Below are 15,402 nucleotides of genomic sequence, written 5' to 3' on the forward strand. Positions count from 1 at the left end.
GAGACGACACAACAACCCGTCCCTCCCGCCGAAACACCACCCCTACACCTGACCAGCGGAAACACACCCGCACTCTCGGAAAGACAACAGCTTCTCAGCGCAACTGTGGGCGTGTTCGGAGAGTCGTACCCGCCGTGACCGAAGCATGCACACAGCACAGCGTGAGGTTGTCGCCGGCCGTCTCCATGGCAACCGGCACCGGGAGCCTGGCACTCGCCGCCGTGGCAAGTTGGAATAACCTCCTGCTGGTCGTGCAGGGGCGGGTGATCCCCGGCTGGGGCGTGAGTGCAGTTCTCCTTGTCGTATCGCTCGTTCTCCGATGGACCCTCACCCGGGTGGGCCGCCTGACGGATGCCTCAAAGCTCCTGAGGAAGCGAGCCAAGTGGGCACGGCTGGGGAGCAGTCTGCTGATCGTGACGGCATCGCTCGGCACTACATGGGGAGCGGTAGACGACCTGATCTCGAACGTGGAATACCGCGTGCTGCGCCCTGTGGGGCCGAAGGGCTGCACGGCCGTGGTGCGGGAGACATCCTTCCTCGTGATCGGCAATGGCGAGGTGTACGCGGTGGGGCGCACCGGCCTGGCCCTGGGCGAGTCGGGTTCCTGGACGGTCGACGATGGTTACCGTCCCATCGATGCAGGCACGTACGAACTGTCCTGGGGACAGGAGGGCGGCCATTTGCGGATCAGTGGTACGAGCACCGATCCGGTCCTCCATGGGGCATCGACCGACATCGACTGCGGGTAACCGATCGCTTCAGAAGGCTTCTGACATCCGCAGCTGACATCAACGAAGCCGGACAGGGGCATACGCCAGCACACCTGTCCGGCAGTCGCTCCAGTCGACAGCAGCAGTCGAAACGGGCCCGGATCGAACTCCTGAAGCGGGTGTCGAGGGCGAGGTCATTCCTCGCGGTGCTGAGCGAACACCTGCTGCTGCTCGTCCCGCCAGCTCCAGTTGGCCGGCCGGGAGAAGGGCAGGCTCCGAGCAAGGCCGGAGAACTGCTCGGACGGCTCCCGGCTCGCCTTGTTCACCACGATCGCCGAAAGCATCGGTGCTCGTCCGTCCTCGTTACGGTGAAGGCAGACGTCCTTGAGCAGGTAGGTCATGATTCCGCGGTGAGGCGGAATGGAGTCAAAGCCCCGTGCCGCCAACTCTGCGCTCAGCTCCCCATACGTGATGGTCTGTCCCTGCCGGGCCCGCTTCCGCAGGATTTCCACGGCCGCTTCGACCGCTGCCGAGTACTCCGGATCCTTGATCCTCATTGCCCCTCCCCCATCGCGTGGACACTGCCCAGCCTGCGCATCGTACCGGCCTGACACCGGCCCGGTACTACTACAAGCAGTACAGCAGCGAAGTACAGCAACCACCACGACCGCAGCCGATCACCAACAGCCGTCAGCGGCCCACCGACCAGCTCAGCAGCCCTCGACGACCTCCCAGCCGAAAGTTCGGGACGAAGAGGTCGCGCCAGAACCGTGCCAGATCGTGCGGGGAACCACGGGGAAAGGCAGGGACCAGGTCGTCGGCCAGTCAGGGCTCCGTAGCCGGTCTACCGCAGGTCAGCCCAGCAACCATCTGTAGAGAGCCCAAGCTTCCCAAGCTCATGGTCTTGCAGTGGCCAGGCCGCTCTTGGCAGCGCCACGATTGGGTCTGCCGTACTCCCTGCGTCACGCGGGAGTCTCACTCTGGCTTGAGTCCGGATCTTCCCGGCTGAGTTCGCGCGGCGGGCTGGCCACAGTATCGCTGTCCTCTTCCGCTTCTACGCCAAGGCGATTCACCGCAGCCAGCGCTCGAACGAACAGATCGAGCGGGCCTTGGAAGCCGCCGAAGAGGAATGGACGGGCTGGGCTGGACAACGCCGCCACGCCAGGGTCATAGAGCGTCGCCCCCACGGAAAACGAGTGGGGGCGATACCCATTCCGGTGCTACTCCTTGGCCGTATGGTCACGACACAACCGGCTTCATGGCACAGGCTGGCAGTGCTCGCGGCCCTGATGCTGGCCGCCTTCACCTTCAACACCGCGGAAAATCTGCCGGTCGGCCTCCTGGAACTCATCTCCGAGGGCCTACAGGTGTCAGTGTCAGCGGTCGGCTATCTGGTCACCGGCTACGGCGTGACAGTCGCCGTGGCGTCCTTGCCGCTGGCCCACGTCACTCGGGTCATGCCGCGACGCTATGTGCTTACCGGACTGCTGGCCGCTCTCATCGTGTCCAGCCTGGTCGCGGCGCTGGCCACGTCCTACTCGGTGCTGCTCGCAGCTCGACTGGTGACCGCGCTCGCCCAGGCGCTGTTCTGGGCCGTAATGGGGCCGGTCGCGGTGGGCCTGTTCCCGCCCGAGATCCGGGGGCGAGTAATCGGGGCGCTGTCCGTCGCCGGTTCGCTCGCCCTCGTACTTGGCGTCCCCCTGGGTACCTGGCTCGGCCAGCAGAGCGGCTGGCCAGTGCCACTCGCTGTGCTGGCGGGTCCTGGGCTCATCTCCCTCGTCACGATCGCCGCCCTGTTGCCGACCTCCCGTCCGGACGAAGGGCGTGCCGCTTACGGTTCCAACCCTGACACGAACTGGTTCGGGACCGTACTGGCGGCCGGCACCCTGTCCGCCACCGGGGCGTTCGCGGGGTTCACCTACATCGTGAAGTTCCTTGGCGACGTGAGCGGGTTCTCTCCCAGTACAGTCAGCGCTCTGTTCGCCGCTCTTGGCGTTGCCTGTTTGGTCGGGGTGAGCATCACCGGGACACTGCTGAACCGCTTCCCGCACTCCACGCTGACCACTGCCGTAGCCACTCAGACAGTCGGCATGCTCGGCTTGTACGGAACCGGTACCCATCCGTTGGCAGCAGTGCTGTTCCTGGTGTTGATGGGCGGTGCACTCGGGCCGGTGTTCATGGCCACACAGAACGAGATGCTGCGCTGTGCACCTAGCCGCACTGATATCGCGCTCGCGGCCAACTCCGGTGCCTACAACGCCGGTATCGCGGCAGGATCCGCGCTCGGGGGACTGGTACTGCCGCTCGCCGACGTGCGTGGCATCTTCCTTGTAGGCGGGCTGCTGTCCATGGGGTCCTGCGCGCTGCTGCTCGGCGGGCGACTGCTGCTGCCGCAGCGAAAGTCCTCAACGTCCGGGTCGTGAACAAAAGCCCTGGTCACAACACATCTCACGGGCCGAATCTGGTCCACGACTGGTCCACACGCACTGATCAACAACGTGACAGAGCCGGATCAAGGTGAGACAGCCCTAGTGCAGAAGGGGCGCCCCCCATCGAGGGGCACCCCTTCTGACCTGCAACATCTACGACCTGTGCGGAGGCGGTGGGATTTGAACCCACGGTGACATCGCTGCCACGACGGTTTTCAAGACCGTTCCCTTCGGCCGCTCGGGCACACCTCCCCGCGTCGGCCGTGCCGGCGACGCGGGGACAAGGGTAGCGGGTCGGCACGCGCGCGTGCGGGTCAGCCGTGGGGAACCGGGGTGGCACGCGCGCGGTGGCGGGCTCAGCTGTCGCCCACGCGGGAGCCGAGGGTGAGCTCGGCCGTGTGTTCCTTGCCGTCGCGCTCGTAGGTGATGGTCACCTTGTCGCCGGGCTGGTGGGTCCAGATCTCGCCGATCAGGGTCGGGCCGCTGTCGATCACCGTGTCGTCGAGCTTGGTGATCACGTCCCCGGGCTGCAGGCCGGCCTTGTCGGCCGGGCCGCCCGGCTCGACCGGCTCGGTGCCGCCGGTGCCCTGGTCGGTGATCTGCGCGCCGTCCGTGGTGTCCTCCAGGGAGACGGAGGCTCCGATCTTCGCGTACACCGGCTTGCCGGTCTTGATCAGCTGCTGGGCGACGTACTTGGCCTGGTTGATCGGGATGGCGAAGCCCAGGCCGATCGAGCCGGCCTGTCCGCTGCCGAAGCCGCCGTTGCTGCTGGACTGGATGGCGGAGTTGATGCCGATGACGTTGCCCTGCGCGTCCAGCAGCGGGCCGCCGGAGTTGCCGGGGTTGATCGAGGCGTCGGTCTGCAGGGCGCTCATGTAGGACGCCTTGCTGTCGGCGCTGCCGTCGCTGGAGGCCACCGGGCGGTCCTTGGCGCTGATGATGCCCGTGGTCACCGTGTCGGACAGGCCGAAGGGGGCGCCGATGGCGATGGTCGAGTCGCCCACGGCCACCTTGTCGGAGTCGCCCAGGGGGAGCGGCTTCAGATTCGCGGGGGCGTTCTTGAGCTTGATGACGGCCACGTCGTAGCCCTGGGCGTTGCCGACCACCTCGGCGTCGTACTTCCTGCCGTCGGGGAAGGTCGCCGTGAGCCTGCCGCCGTCGACCGCGCCCGCCACCACGTGGTTGTTGGTGACGATGTGGCCCTGGGTGTCGAAGACGAAGCCGGTTCCGGTGCCGCCCTCGCCGCTGGTGCTCTCGGCCTCGATCGTGACCGTGCTGGGCAGTGCCTTGGCGGCCACGGCGGCGACCGTGCCCGGGTCGCGCTTGAGGGAGCCGCCGGTGTCGGAGGCGGAGACCGTCGTGGAGGCGGTCTCGTCGTTGTTCTTGGCCAGGGTGTACCCGAGACCGCCGCCCAGTCCGCCCGCGGCCAGCGCGGCGATCAGGATCGCGGCGAGCAGTCCGCCGCGTCCCCGGCCGGCCTTCGGCGCCGGCTGCTGGTAGGGGGCGCCCCAGCCGCCGGAACCGCCGTCCCCGCCGCCGTACGACGGGGTGGTGGGCGGGGGCGGGGGCCAGGCGGCGTCCGGGGCCGGGCCGTGGAAAGCGTGCCCCTGCGCGCCGCCCGCTGCCGCGCCCGCCGGTCCGTAGGCCGGCGCCTGGGCGGCGTACGCCCCCTCCCGGTCCGTGCCGGGGGGAGCGCTCGCGGGGGGCGCCGGGGTCGCCGGCGCGTCGCTGCCGGGCGCCGCGGCCTGCGGGGAGGCTGCGGGGGATTCCACCGGCACGGGGGGTGCGGACGGGGCCGGGGGTACCGCGGTGCCCTCGTTCTCGGTGTTCACAGCGTCTCTCCTCGATCCACGGCTGCTGTCTGTTCGCACTCGGTCACGCTGGTGGGCGCTGGTCGGTGCCGGCGGTCCGGCGCGATTCAACTGTGCGTGTCCTGCATGTCTATTTGTATGCCGACAGCTTTTCCCACGAGCCGTCAGAGCACCATAAGCGGTTGCTGTGGGGCCGCGACCATTCCTTATATAGGGCATGTGACACTTACCGGACGCAAGAGCGTCGCCGCCGTTCGCACGCCTACCCGCGCGCGGTGGCACCATGACGCGGTGACCCACGCACGGCAGCAGCGGATCCAAGTCGTCGCCCATCGCGGAGCCTCCGAGGAGGCGCCCGAGCACACCCTGGCCGCGTACCGCAAGGCGATCGAGGACGGTGCGGACGCCCTGGAGTGCGATGTGCGCCTGACCGCCGACGGACACCTCGTGTGCGTCCACGACCGCCGCGTCAACCGTACGTCCAACGGCCGGGGCGCGGTCTCCGCCCTGGAGCTGGCCGAGCTGGCCGCCCTGGACTTCGGCTCCTGGAAGACGCGCGCATCCTGCCGGGACGCCCCCCGGCGGGACGGCCTGCGGCTGGACGGCCTGCGGCTGGACGGTTTCCGGCGGGGCGATTCCCGGCGGCACGACTTCGGCGCGAGCGACTCCTGGCAGGACAGGGACGAGGAGCCCGACTGGGAGCACCGGCCCGAGGACCGGGAGGAGACCTCCGTCCTCACCCTGGAACGGCTGCTCGAACTCGTCGCCGACGCCGACCGCCGGGTGGAGCTGGCCATCGAGACCAAGCACCCCACGCGCTGGGCGGGGCAGGTGGAGGAGCGGCTGCTGACGCTGCTGAAGCGGTTCGGACTCGACGCGCCGGCCTCCCCCGACCGGTCCCAGGTGCGCGTGATGAGCTTCTCCGCCCGCTCGCTGCACCGGGTGCGGGCCGCCTCGCCGACGCTGCCGACGGTGTACCTGATGCAGTTCGTCCCGCCCCGGCTGCGCGACGGGCGGCTGCCCGCGGGCGTGGGGATCGCCGGTCCCTCGATCCGGATCGTGCGCAATCACCCCGCCTACGTCGAGCGCCTGAAGCGGGCCGGCCACCAGGTGCACGTGTGGACCGTGAACGAGCCGGAGGACGTGGATCTCTGCGTCGGCCTGGGCGTCGACGCCATCATCACCAACCGTCCGGGCGCGGTGCTGCGCCGGCTCGGCCGCTGATCCCGCGCGGGCCCCGCGTCCGCCGGGATCGTCCGCTCCTGCCGGAACCTGCTGGTCACGCGGGGGCGTCCGCTCCCGCCGCCGTCCTTAGGTCCCGCCGGAATCCCTTGTTCCCGTCACGGCCCTTGACCCGGCGGCCGGACTGTTCCATCCTCCCCTTTCGGCCACACCGACGGAATCCAGCCATATGGTTACGAGGAGTGCTCCGGCGCGTCCGGCGCGCGTTCGGTGCGTGTTCGATCGTTTCGGATGCGTCACCGGACGTGGATCGGCCGGTTTCCGGTACAGGCCATTGGGGCATCCACACCGTGGCGTGGGGCGAAGGAGGTCTCGGGGGTGGCGTTGGTGGTGGCACAGGAGGTGCCCACGTCGTCGAGCATGGCCGTTCCCCACGGTCCGGCAGGCGTGGGGGAAGCGAGACGCCGCATGCGCGATCAACTGCGCAGGGACGGCGTGGCGGAATCGGTCGTCGACGACGCCGTACTGATTCTTTCCGAACTCTTGAGCAACGCGTGCAAACACGGCCGGCCGCTGGGCGACGCCCTGGCCGGCGACGGCGACGTCCGGGCCGCGTGGCGGGTGGAACCGGACGGCCGGCTCGTCGTCGAGGTCACGGACGGCGGCGGCCCGACCCGCCCGGCGCCGGCCACCCCGTCGGTCACCGCGCACGGCGGCCGCGGGCTGAACATCATCACCGCGCTGGCCGACGACTGGGGCGTACGGGACGACGCCCGGGGCGAGGTCACGGTCTGGGTCGTCGTCCACGACGACGTGCACGACCCGGACGCCGGGCGCCGCCGGGACGGCTTCGCCCCGCGGGCCGCGGCCCCGGCCGTGTCCCGGATCCCCGGCCCGGGCCTCAGGAGCGCGTTCGACGAACGGGGCTGAGCGGCGGCTTCGGTGACCGGCCCGCTCCCGCTTCACCGGCACGGGTGGCCCGGCCGCCCACGGGTCGCGCCGTCGTCCACGGGATCCCGACCGACGCGGCGGGAACGGCTAGGCTCGCGCCCGTACGAGACGAGCCGTAACCGGGAGACACCCACGATGGCCAAGAAGCGACCTCAGACGAAGGCCAAGCGCCCGCAGCTCGGCGATGCCGAGATCCCGGTGGTCGGCGCCCGCGAACCGTGCCCCTGCGGCAGTGGCCGCCGCTACAAGGCCTGCCACGGCCGGGCCGCCGCCCAGGCCGTGACCGAGCTGGTGCAGCGCCCGTTCGAGGGACTGCCGGGCGAGTGCGACTGGGTCGCGCTGCGCGAGCTGGTGCCCGCCGCCACGGTCGAGCTGACCCTCAAGGACGGCCTTCCCGAGGGCGTGCCGTCGGTCACGCTGGCCACGGTCCTGCCGATGGCCTGGCCCGCCCTGCGCCGCGACGACGGCTCGGTGCTGCTCGGCCTGCAGAACGACACCCCGTCGGGCGACCTCAGCCGCGACCTCGCCGACACCCTCCGGCGCGCCCTGACCGCCGAGCCGGGCACGCCCGTGCAGGGCCGCCGCGCACCGGCCGACGGCCCGCGGCTGCAGGACCTGCTCGACCCGGCAGGCGCGTTCGAGCCAGTTGTGCACAGCGGCTTCGAGTTCTGGGTCCCGGACCCGGAGAACGCCACGGCGGAGGTGACCGCCTCTCTGGAGCGGGCCAACGCCGCGGCCATCCCGACCGTGCGGCTCCAGGGCGTGGACGCCGCGTACTGGTGCGAGACGCCGGAGAAGAACCACCTGCGCTGGGTGATGCCGCACGCCGAGGAGCGTCTTCTGGACGCGCTCGCGCGGCTGCAGGCGGCGGGCCGCACCAGCCTCGGCGAGGGCACCCGGCTCGTCGGCTCCTTCCGTGCCCACGGGCTGACCGTGCCGGTCTGGGACCTGCCGAGCGGGGTCGGCGCGCAGGACGTGGAGAAGCCGGCCGCCGTGTTCGCCGAGCACCTCGCCGAGGCCCTGGCCTCGGACGCACCGCTCACCGCGGACGAGCGGCGGGCCCGCGGCGGCCTGACCAACCGCCAGGTCACCCTCAGCTGACGCCGCCCCCGGGAAGCCGGTTCGGCCGGTCGTCCGCACCTCTCCCGCGGTGCGGACGACCCGGGCCGCAACTCCCGGTACGGGCAGGCCGATCGGTGACCGGAAAAGCAGAGATCGAATTTGCGAACTGCCGATCTCTTGTTACCGTTCCAGTAGCCCGGTTGCTGGTGCATCCCCCGTCGCCAGCAACCGGGTCTTTCCATGTCCGCGGTCCTGCACGGTGCGCAGTCGCCCGTCAACTCCCCGTTTGCATGGGCGAGTTGCTCGCGGACCGCAGCAGCAGCGGCCCGCTCCCGGTCCGGCGCGCGAACTCCGTGACGGCCGTGTAGGCGGCCGGCGCCGCCCGCAGGCGCTCCCGGGGCGTCTCGCACAGCCCCGGCTCGTCCCCGGCGCCCACCGCGCAGTGCAGCCGCACGGCCCGGGAGCCGGGCCCCAGGAGGCTCAGCACGGCGTGCAGCGCGTCGCCGGTGAGGTTGCGGTAGTAGGTCCGCGCCCAGGTCTCCTCGCCCTGCGTCAGGACGCACGTCTGCGCCTCGACGCCGCCGGGGGCGGCGAGTTCGGGACCGCAGCGCACGGCGGTGGCCTGGCCGGGATCCAGGCGCAGCCGGGAGGGGGCGGGGTGGGCGGCGCGCGCCTTGCCGTCGCCGGGGAGCGCGGCATCGCCGCCGGGAGGCGCCGCGGTGTCACCGCTCCGCGCGGGGAACCGTACGGCCGGGCGGCCCTCCTCCCCCGCCGATCCCACGACCGCCCCGAATCCCACGGACCCCGCGGACGCCACGGCGAGCGGCAGGACGACCGCGCACGCCACGATGCCGATGAGCACCAGCAGACGGACACGCCGGGGATCCGGCCCGTCGTGGACGGCGTGCGGCGACCTCGCGGCACGGTGTCTCCCGGCCCCGGCACGATGCCGTCCGGCCGTGCGGCGTCCCGGTCCCGGCCGGCGCGTCACACGCCCGGCGCGGGGCACCCGGCGGCGCTCCCCGCGAGGCGGCGGGTCCGGCGCGGGGCGCACCGGCCTGTCGTCGTCCCCCGGCCGTCCCTCGGCGCGACGCACCGGCCCGCCGGCGTCACGCCCCCGGCCCTCGGTTCCGTGCGCCCCGTCTCCGGCGCCGTGCTTCCCAGAACGAAGCGGCATGGAGCGGACGATAACGACCACGGGCGGGAGTCGGGTTCCGCCCGCGCCGACACCCCTACAACTCGGGCGCGCTCACACCCGTACGAGTGAGGGCCTCGACCGCGGCGTCCACCACGGCCTCCACGTCCGGCACCCACGGCGCGGCCGAGCCCGGCAGCGGCGCGCGCTCCCAGCGGACGGCGCCGTGGCCCGTCTCGGACGGGGGCAGCGCGAGATAGCCGCCCTGGCCGTGGAAGCGGAGGGAGCCGGGCACGAAGTCCTTGGCGTACAGCAGCTCGCCCAGCTGCTCCATGGAGTACGGCCGCACGAGGATCGACCAGCGCGTGGGGGAGGCGACGACGGGGCCGAGGCGCAGGCCGGCGCGGTCCAGCGCCTCCAGGGCGTGGGCGGCCGGCAGCGCGGGCAGGGAGACCGCGCACGGCGCCCTGCCGCCGGTGGCCAGGATGATCGGCGCGGTGGGCCGGTTGGTCCACCACCAGCGCACCATGCGCGCGTCGGTGGTGGCCGCGAGGAGGCCGGGGTCGAAGGGGTGCGCGCCCGGCACCGTGCACTCCGGGTCGGGGCAGCCGCAGCGGGACCGCCCCTGCGGGTTCGCCGTCACGCCGGGGAGTACGGGCCACTGCCATTGCGTCGCGAAGGTCAGGGCCGCGCCGACCGGCTCAGGCTTTCCGTCCTTCCGCTGGGACAGGAGCCTGCGTCGCCTTCCGAGGATCTCGCGCATGAGCGCTCGTTCCTTTCCGTTGCACCGCTGGCAACACCGTGGTCCACATCACAACATGTGTCGATCGCTTCACTGTGCGTACCTGTTGGCGCATCACACCCCCGCCGGAGGCGAGGGGAACCCCTACGGGCCGAGCGTGGGCTGCGTCCCCGTCCATGCCGCGTCTGTCGAAAGCATGGCCGTGGCGTGGGGTGGCGAAGTCTGGCGTTTTGCCGCCCGCGTATGTCTCTCCGCCTCCGTCACGGGAGGATGGGGCACGGTCGTCGGTGGTTAAGACGCCCGGGTCGTTCACCAGGTTCCCGGGTGACCCCGGGCCACCCCTGGTCTTTCACCGAGTACGTACCCATCACAACCGCTGTGACGCTCCGTGGAGCAAGCCCAGTCGACCGCAACAAGCCGTTGACTGGAGCAGTTTCAAGCCAACTTTGCCCTGCGGCAAAGGGATCACACAAGCCCCTGGGACACCAGCGATCCCCGCAGGACAATGCTGGACATCCCCTCACGAGTCCGTGTACATGTGGAGACACTGCTGGCGGCGCAGAACGACATGGGGGTTTGCGATGCTTTTGGGCAGTACGCACCGGCCGGAAAGCCGGAAGCCATGAACGCTTCGCACCCTCCGAAAGTGGCCGGAATCGATTCAGCGGTTCCCTCCCCCGCACAGACTGTTGCGCCCGCCGCGCAGGGTTCCTCCCCCGCCGCCCCGCTCCCTCCCGCGCCCCCTCCCGGCGCCCTGCTCCAGGACCGCCTGGCCGGCTGGGTGTCGGACCTGACGACCCTCCACGAACTCACCGGGCGACTGGCCCGCACCGGCGCGCTCCCCGAAGCGCTCCAGGAGGTGCTGCGCGCCGGAGCCGCCCTGGTGGGCGCCCGGCGCGGCCTCCTCGTGCTGGAGCCGCACGACGGACTCGGCCCCGCCACCACCGCCGGCCTGGGCCTGGGCCGGGCCGACCTCGGCCACCTGGAGACCGTGCCGCGCGGCGCGACCCCGTACGGACGGATCCTCGACGGCCCGCCCGGCTGCGCGGACGGCGTCGCCCAGCCCGACCTGTTCGCCGAGGAGGGCCTGGACCCGCGCCACCGCGAGGTCGCCGCGCGCCTCGGCTACGCCGCCAGTTACGCCCTCCCCCTGTCGCCCGAGTCCGCGGGTCGGCTGGGCGTCGCCGTGTGGCTCTACGACGAGCCCGCCGAGCCCGCCGAGCGGCAGCGCCACCTCGTCGGCCTGTACGCCCGCTACGCCGCCGAGCACCTCGCCCGGCTCGTCGAGGTCGAGCGCGCACGCGCGCGCATGGCGACGATGTCCGAGGAACTGCTGCCCACGCGCCTGCCGCGGGTGCCCGGCGTCCGGCTCGCCGCGCGGCACCGCACCGGACCGCGCGGCGGCGGCGACTGGTTCGACGCGCTGCCGCTGCCGGACGCCGCCCTCGGCCTCGCCGTCGGGTCCGTCACCGGCTCCGGGCCCGGCGCGGTCGCCGCGATGGGCCGGCTGCGGGCGTCCCTGCGGGCGTACGCCGTGATGGAGGGCGAGGACCCGGTCGCCGTCCTGTCCGACCTGGAGCTGCTGCTGCGGCTGACCGAGCCCGCCCGCTCGGCCACCGCCCTGTTCGGCTACTGCGAGCCGGCCCTGCGGCGGATCACGCTGGCCGGGGCCGGGCACAGCCCGCCGCTGCTGATCGGCCGGCGGCGCACGGAGTTCGTGGAGACCTCCGTCTCCGCGCCGCTGGGCATGCTCGCCTGCTGGGAGGCGCCGAGCGTGGAGATCCACGCGGAGCCGGGGGAGACGGTCCTGCTCTACACCGACGGGCTGCTCCAGCGCACCGGCGACCCCGCCGACCGCGCCTTCGCCCGGCTGCACGCGGCGGCGGCCGGCGTGCCCAGGGCGGTGCGGCGCGACCCCGGCGCCGTCGCGGACCACGTCCTGCGGACCGTGCTGCCGGACGCCGCGGACGCGGCCGGCGGCGGGGAGGACGTCGTGCTCCTCGCGGCGCACTTCGAGTAGCGGGCCCTTGCTCCTCCGGCCCGGTCCCCTCCCCCGCACGACCGTACGATGATGAGGGTGTCTCCCGTCCGGGCGGAGCCGACAGCTCGGGGGAGCGCCCCCCGTTCGAGCGGAGCCGGCAGCTCGGTGGGGGTGCCCCCCGCTCGAGCGGAGGCGACAGCTCGGGGGAGGGTCCAGTGCCGTATCGAGGAGGATGACCGTGGCCGAGGAACTCACCCCGGCGGTGTCCGGTGCCGCTGCCGCCGCAGCGGACCCGGAAGCGCCCGAGGAGCCCATCAAGCAGCGCAAGAACGGCCTGTACCCGGGCGTGTCCGACGAGCTCGCCGAGAACATGCGGAGCGGCTGGGCCGACACCGAGCTGCGCGACCTGGAGCCGATCCCGCAGGCCGCCCGGACCGCCGCGCGCCGCGCGGCGCTGTCCGCGCGCTTCCCCGGCGAGCGCCTGGTCGTCCCCGCGGGCAACCTCAAGACCCGGTCGAACGACACCGAGTACCCCTTCCGGGCCTCCGTCGAGTACGCCTACCTCACCGGCAACCAGACCGAGGACGGCGTCCTGGTCATGGAGCCCACGGCCGACGGCCACCGGGCCACGATCTACCTCCTGCCGCGCTCGGACCGGGAGAACGGCGAGTTCTGGCTGGACGGCCAGGGCGAGCTGTGGGTCGGCCGCCGCCACTCCCTCGCCGAGGCCGAGCAGCTGTACGGCATCCCCGCCTCCGACGTGCGCGAGCTGGCCGGCAGGCTGCGCGAGGCGACCGGGCCGGTGCGGGTCGTGCGCGGCCACGACGCCGGCATCGAGGCCGCGCTGACCGACAAGGTCACCGCCGAGCGGGACGAGGAGCTGCGGGTCTTCCTCTCCGAGATGCGGCTGGTCAAGGACGACTTCGAGATCGGCGAGCTGCAGAAGGCCGTCGACTCCACCGTGCGCGGCTTCGAGGACGTGGTGAAGGTCCTGGACAAGGCGCAGGCGACGAGCGAGCGCTACATCGAGGGCACGTTCTTCCTCCGCGCGCGGGTGGAGGGCAACGACGTCGGCTACGGCACCATCGCCGCCGCCGGCCCGCACGCCTGCACGCTGCACTGGGTGCGCAACGACGGCCCGGTCCGCTCCGGCGACCTGCTCCTGCTGGACGCGGGCGTGGAGACGCACACGTACTACACCGCCGACGTCACGCGCACCCTGCCCGTCAGCGGCCGCTACAGCGAGATCCAGCGGAAGATCTACGACGCCGTGTACGAGGCCCAGGAGGCCGGCATCGCGGCCGTCCGGCCGGGCGCCAAGTACCGCGACTTCCACGACGCCGCCCAGCGCGTGCTGGCCGGGAAGCTCGTCGCGTGGGGGCTCGTCGAGGGCCCGGTGGAGCGGGTGCTGGAGCTGGGGCTGCAGCGCCGCTGGACGCTGCACGGCACCGGGCACATGCTCGGCATGGACGTCCACGACTGCGCGGCGGCGCGGACGGAGACGTACGTGGACGGCGTCCTGGAGCCGGGCATGGTGCTCACCGTCGAGCCGGGGCTGTACTTCCAGGCCGACGACCTGACCGTGCCCGAGGAGTACCGGGGCATCGGCGTGCGGATCGAGGACGACATCCTGGTCACCGAGGACGGCAACCGGAACCTGTCGGCGGCGCTGCCGCGCCGGTCCGACGAGGTGGAGGCGTGGATGGCGGCCCTGAAGGGCTGAGCGGCGGCCCTGCGGCGCCGGTCACGGGCCGGTACGACGCGATGGCCGGGCGCCCCGCGGGGTGTCCGGCCATCGGTGCGTCCGGGGACGGCCGACACGGCGGGCCGGACGTCACACCGCTGCCAGGGGCGCGCCCTTGCGCCACTTCACGGTCTTGTCGAAGCTCACCACCGCGCCGCTCCGGCCCGGCGCGCTGCCGATGTGGACGTGGTCGGCGAGTTCCCGGATGAGGCACAGGCCCCGGCCGTGCTCGGCGTCCGCGGGCGCGGGACGGACCGCCGGCGCGCCCGGGGCGGGGAAGCCGGGGCCCGCGTCGGTGACCTCGATGCGGCACATCTCGCCGTCGAGGTAGGCGGTGACCCGGTACGCCTCGGAGCAGCCGCCGCGCCCCCTGCCCCCGCCGTGCTCCACCGCGTTGGCGCAGGCCTCGCTGAGGGCGACGGACAGGTCGTAGGAGATCTCGGGGTCGACGCCCGCGGTCTCCATCGTGCCGAGCAGCATGCGCCTGGCCAGCGGCACGCTCGCGGCCTCCCGCCGCAGATGGAGTGACCACCAGATGCTCATGCTCCAGCCTCCCGGCCGCGGCTCGACATACCGTTACGTATTGCCCCCCGTGCTCGAACGTAAGCGCAGAGTCCGCGTGATACCGCCCATACGGCGGATGCGCCGCCGCCGTGGCGGGTGTATGCGGGACGGGTGCTACCAGACGGTTCAGACGGTGACCTTCCGGCCGTAGCGCATTTTGCGGACCTGCCGCACGGCGGGGCGGCGGCCAGTGGGATGATGAGCCCGCCATGACTGCCCCCCACCAGCGCACGGCGCGCTCCGGAGACGGCCTCCGGATGCTGCGGGCCGCGGTGTTCGCCGCGGTCTGCGTCGTGCTGGCCGCCGCGGGGCACTCCCTGGCCTCCTACGCCGCCGTTCCGCTGTGGACGCTGGGCGCGGGATTCCTCGGGGCGGTCGTGGTCGCGGCGCCGCTCGCCGGACGCGCGCGCTCGCTGCCCGGGACCGCGGCGCTGCTGGCGGCCGGCCAGACCGCGCTGCACACGCTGTTCGGGCTGGGCCGGCACGGCACGGCGACGGTCGCGGACCCCCCTGCCGACGCCACGCTGGTCGAACAGGCCGCCCGGCTGATGTGCGGGACCACCGCGGCGGCGATCAGCCCGGCCCAGGCGCAGCGCATCCTCGCCGACGCCCGGATCCGTCCCGACACCGGCCTCCACGCCGGCACCGCGCACCACCCGGCCGACGCCCTGTCGGCCGCCGCCGGTTCCCCGGCGGCGCTGCTGCCGTCCCTGCCGATGCTGCTCGGCCACGTCCTCGCGGCGATCGCCGCCGGCTGGCTGCTGCGCCACGGGGACCTGGCCGTGGCGCGGCTCGTCGACCTGTCGGCGCACACCGTCACCGAGGGCGCGCTCGTACGGTCCCTGCGCGGGGCGCTCGCGCTGGTGCGCGCCCTGCACGCCGGGCTCCCGGCCGCGCCCGGGGCCGGTCCGCGCCCGCCCCGTACCGCCCTGCTCGCGCCGCCGTGCCCGCACACCGCCGCACTCCAGCACACGGTGATCCGACGCGGCCCGCCGGCCGCCGCCCTCGCCCTGGCCGCCTGACGCGCCGCGACACCGCTCCGCCCTCCGCACCCCGGAAGCGGGGAGGGCCGTGGCCGTCCTGCGGCACGC

Annotated in this window: 13 protein-coding genes and 1 tRNA gene; 8 read left to right on the forward strand and 6 right to left on the reverse strand. The window is 72.7% G+C overall.

All coding sequences use genetic code 11. The features are described 5' to 3' along the window. The first annotated feature begins 134 nt into the window (after nucleotides 1-134). Nucleotides 135-749, forward strand: a complete 615-nt coding sequence (locus ACIBAI_RS12430) for a hypothetical protein (RefSeq protein WP_399033474.1) — start codon at nucleotides 135-137, stop codon at nucleotides 747-749. Between the two features lie 155 nt (nucleotides 750-904). Here ACIBAI_RS12430 and ACIBAI_RS12435 read toward each other — a convergent pair whose 3' ends face one another. After that, nucleotides 905-1,267, reverse strand: a complete 363-nt coding sequence (locus ACIBAI_RS12435; protein WP_399033476.1) for a hypothetical protein — start codon at nucleotides 1,265-1,267, stop codon at nucleotides 905-907. Between the two features lie 678 nt (nucleotides 1,268-1,945). Between ACIBAI_RS12435 and ACIBAI_RS12440 the strand changes: the two genes are divergently transcribed. Continuing rightward, complete coding sequence (locus tag ACIBAI_RS12440; protein WP_399033478.1) at nucleotides 1,946-3,133, forward strand: MFS transporter; 1,188 nt, start codon at nucleotides 1,946-1,948, stop codon at nucleotides 3,131-3,133. A gap of 171 nt (nucleotides 3,134-3,304) precedes the next feature. Here ACIBAI_RS12440 and ACIBAI_RS12445 read toward each other — a convergent pair. Together ACIBAI_RS12445 and ACIBAI_RS12450 are read right to left on the reverse strand one after the other, a co-directional pair. Continuing rightward, nucleotides 3,305-3,391: transfer RNA gene (locus ACIBAI_RS12445), tRNA-Ser, on the reverse strand. Nucleotides 3,392-3,495: 104 nt separating this feature from the next. Further along, the gene (locus tag ACIBAI_RS12450; RefSeq protein ID WP_399033480.1) at nucleotides 3,496-4,971 is read right to left on the reverse strand and encodes a S1C family serine protease; all 1,476 of its coding nucleotides are present in this window, start codon (nucleotides 4,969-4,971) and stop codon (nucleotides 3,496-3,498) included. Nucleotides 4,972-5,241: 270 nt separating this feature from the next. On the opposite strand from ACIBAI_RS12450, the gene ACIBAI_RS12455 reads away from it, so the two are divergent. The 3 genes from ACIBAI_RS12455 (at nucleotide 5,242) to ACIBAI_RS12465 (ending at nucleotide 8,184) form a co-directional block, all read left to right on the forward strand. Then, nucleotides 5,242-6,174: a glycerophosphodiester phosphodiesterase gene (locus ACIBAI_RS12455; RefSeq protein WP_399033482.1), complete on the forward strand. Its 933-nt coding sequence runs from the start codon at nucleotides 5,242-5,244 to the stop codon at nucleotides 6,172-6,174. 249 nt (nucleotides 6,175-6,423) lie between these two features. Next, on the forward strand, nucleotides 6,424-7,062 hold the full coding sequence (locus ACIBAI_RS12460) for an ATP-binding protein (protein ID WP_399033484.1): 639 nt from the start codon (nucleotides 6,424-6,426) through the stop codon (nucleotides 7,060-7,062). Nucleotides 7,063-7,218: 156 nt separating this feature from the next. Further along, complete coding sequence (locus ACIBAI_RS12465) at nucleotides 7,219-8,184, forward strand: DUF5926 family protein (RefSeq protein ID WP_399033486.1); 966 nt, start codon at nucleotides 7,219-7,221, stop codon at nucleotides 8,182-8,184. Between the two features lie 235 nt (nucleotides 8,185-8,419). Here the strand turns inward: ACIBAI_RS12465 and ACIBAI_RS12470 are convergent, their stop codons facing one another. Further along, complete coding sequence (locus ACIBAI_RS12470; RefSeq protein WP_399033488.1) at nucleotides 8,420-9,007, reverse strand: hypothetical protein; 588 nt, start codon at nucleotides 9,005-9,007, stop codon at nucleotides 8,420-8,422. Nucleotides 9,008-9,377: 370 nt separating this feature from the next. Further along, nucleotides 9,378-10,043, reverse strand: a complete 666-nt coding sequence (locus tag ACIBAI_RS12475) for a bifunctional DNA primase/polymerase (RefSeq protein ID WP_399033490.1) — start codon at nucleotides 10,041-10,043, stop codon at nucleotides 9,378-9,380. A 484-nt stretch (nucleotides 10,044-10,527) separates the two neighbouring features. On the opposite strand from ACIBAI_RS12475, the gene ACIBAI_RS12480 reads away from it, so the two are divergent. Together ACIBAI_RS12480 and ACIBAI_RS12485 are read left to right on the forward strand one after the other, a co-directional pair. Beyond that, on the forward strand, nucleotides 10,528-12,042 hold the full coding sequence (locus tag ACIBAI_RS12480; protein ID WP_399033492.1) for a PP2C family protein-serine/threonine phosphatase: 1,515 nt from the start codon (nucleotides 10,528-10,530) through the stop codon (nucleotides 12,040-12,042). Between the two features lie 199 nt (nucleotides 12,043-12,241). Then, on the forward strand, nucleotides 12,242-13,726 hold the full coding sequence (locus ACIBAI_RS12485) for an aminopeptidase P family protein (RefSeq protein WP_399033493.1): 1,485 nt from the start codon (nucleotides 12,242-12,244) through the stop codon (nucleotides 13,724-13,726). A 111-nt stretch (nucleotides 13,727-13,837) separates the two neighbouring features. On the opposite strand, the gene ACIBAI_RS12490 is transcribed toward ACIBAI_RS12485, so the two are convergent. Next, nucleotides 13,838-14,290: an ATP-binding protein gene (locus tag ACIBAI_RS12490; RefSeq protein ID WP_399033495.1), complete on the reverse strand. Its 453-nt coding sequence runs from the start codon at nucleotides 14,288-14,290 to the stop codon at nucleotides 13,838-13,840. Between the two features lie 230 nt (nucleotides 14,291-14,520). Between ACIBAI_RS12490 and ACIBAI_RS12495 the strand changes: the two genes are divergently transcribed. Continuing rightward, nucleotides 14,521-15,333: a hypothetical protein gene (locus ACIBAI_RS12495; RefSeq protein ID WP_399033496.1), complete on the forward strand. Its 813-nt coding sequence runs from the start codon at nucleotides 14,521-14,523 to the stop codon at nucleotides 15,331-15,333. The last annotated feature ends 69 nt before the right edge of the window (nucleotides 15,334-15,402 follow it).

Source organism: Streptomyces sp. NPDC051041, assembly GCF_044456065.1.
Taxonomy (GTDB): Bacteria; Actinomycetota; Actinomycetes; order Streptomycetales; family Streptomycetaceae; genus Streptomyces; species Streptomyces glaucus.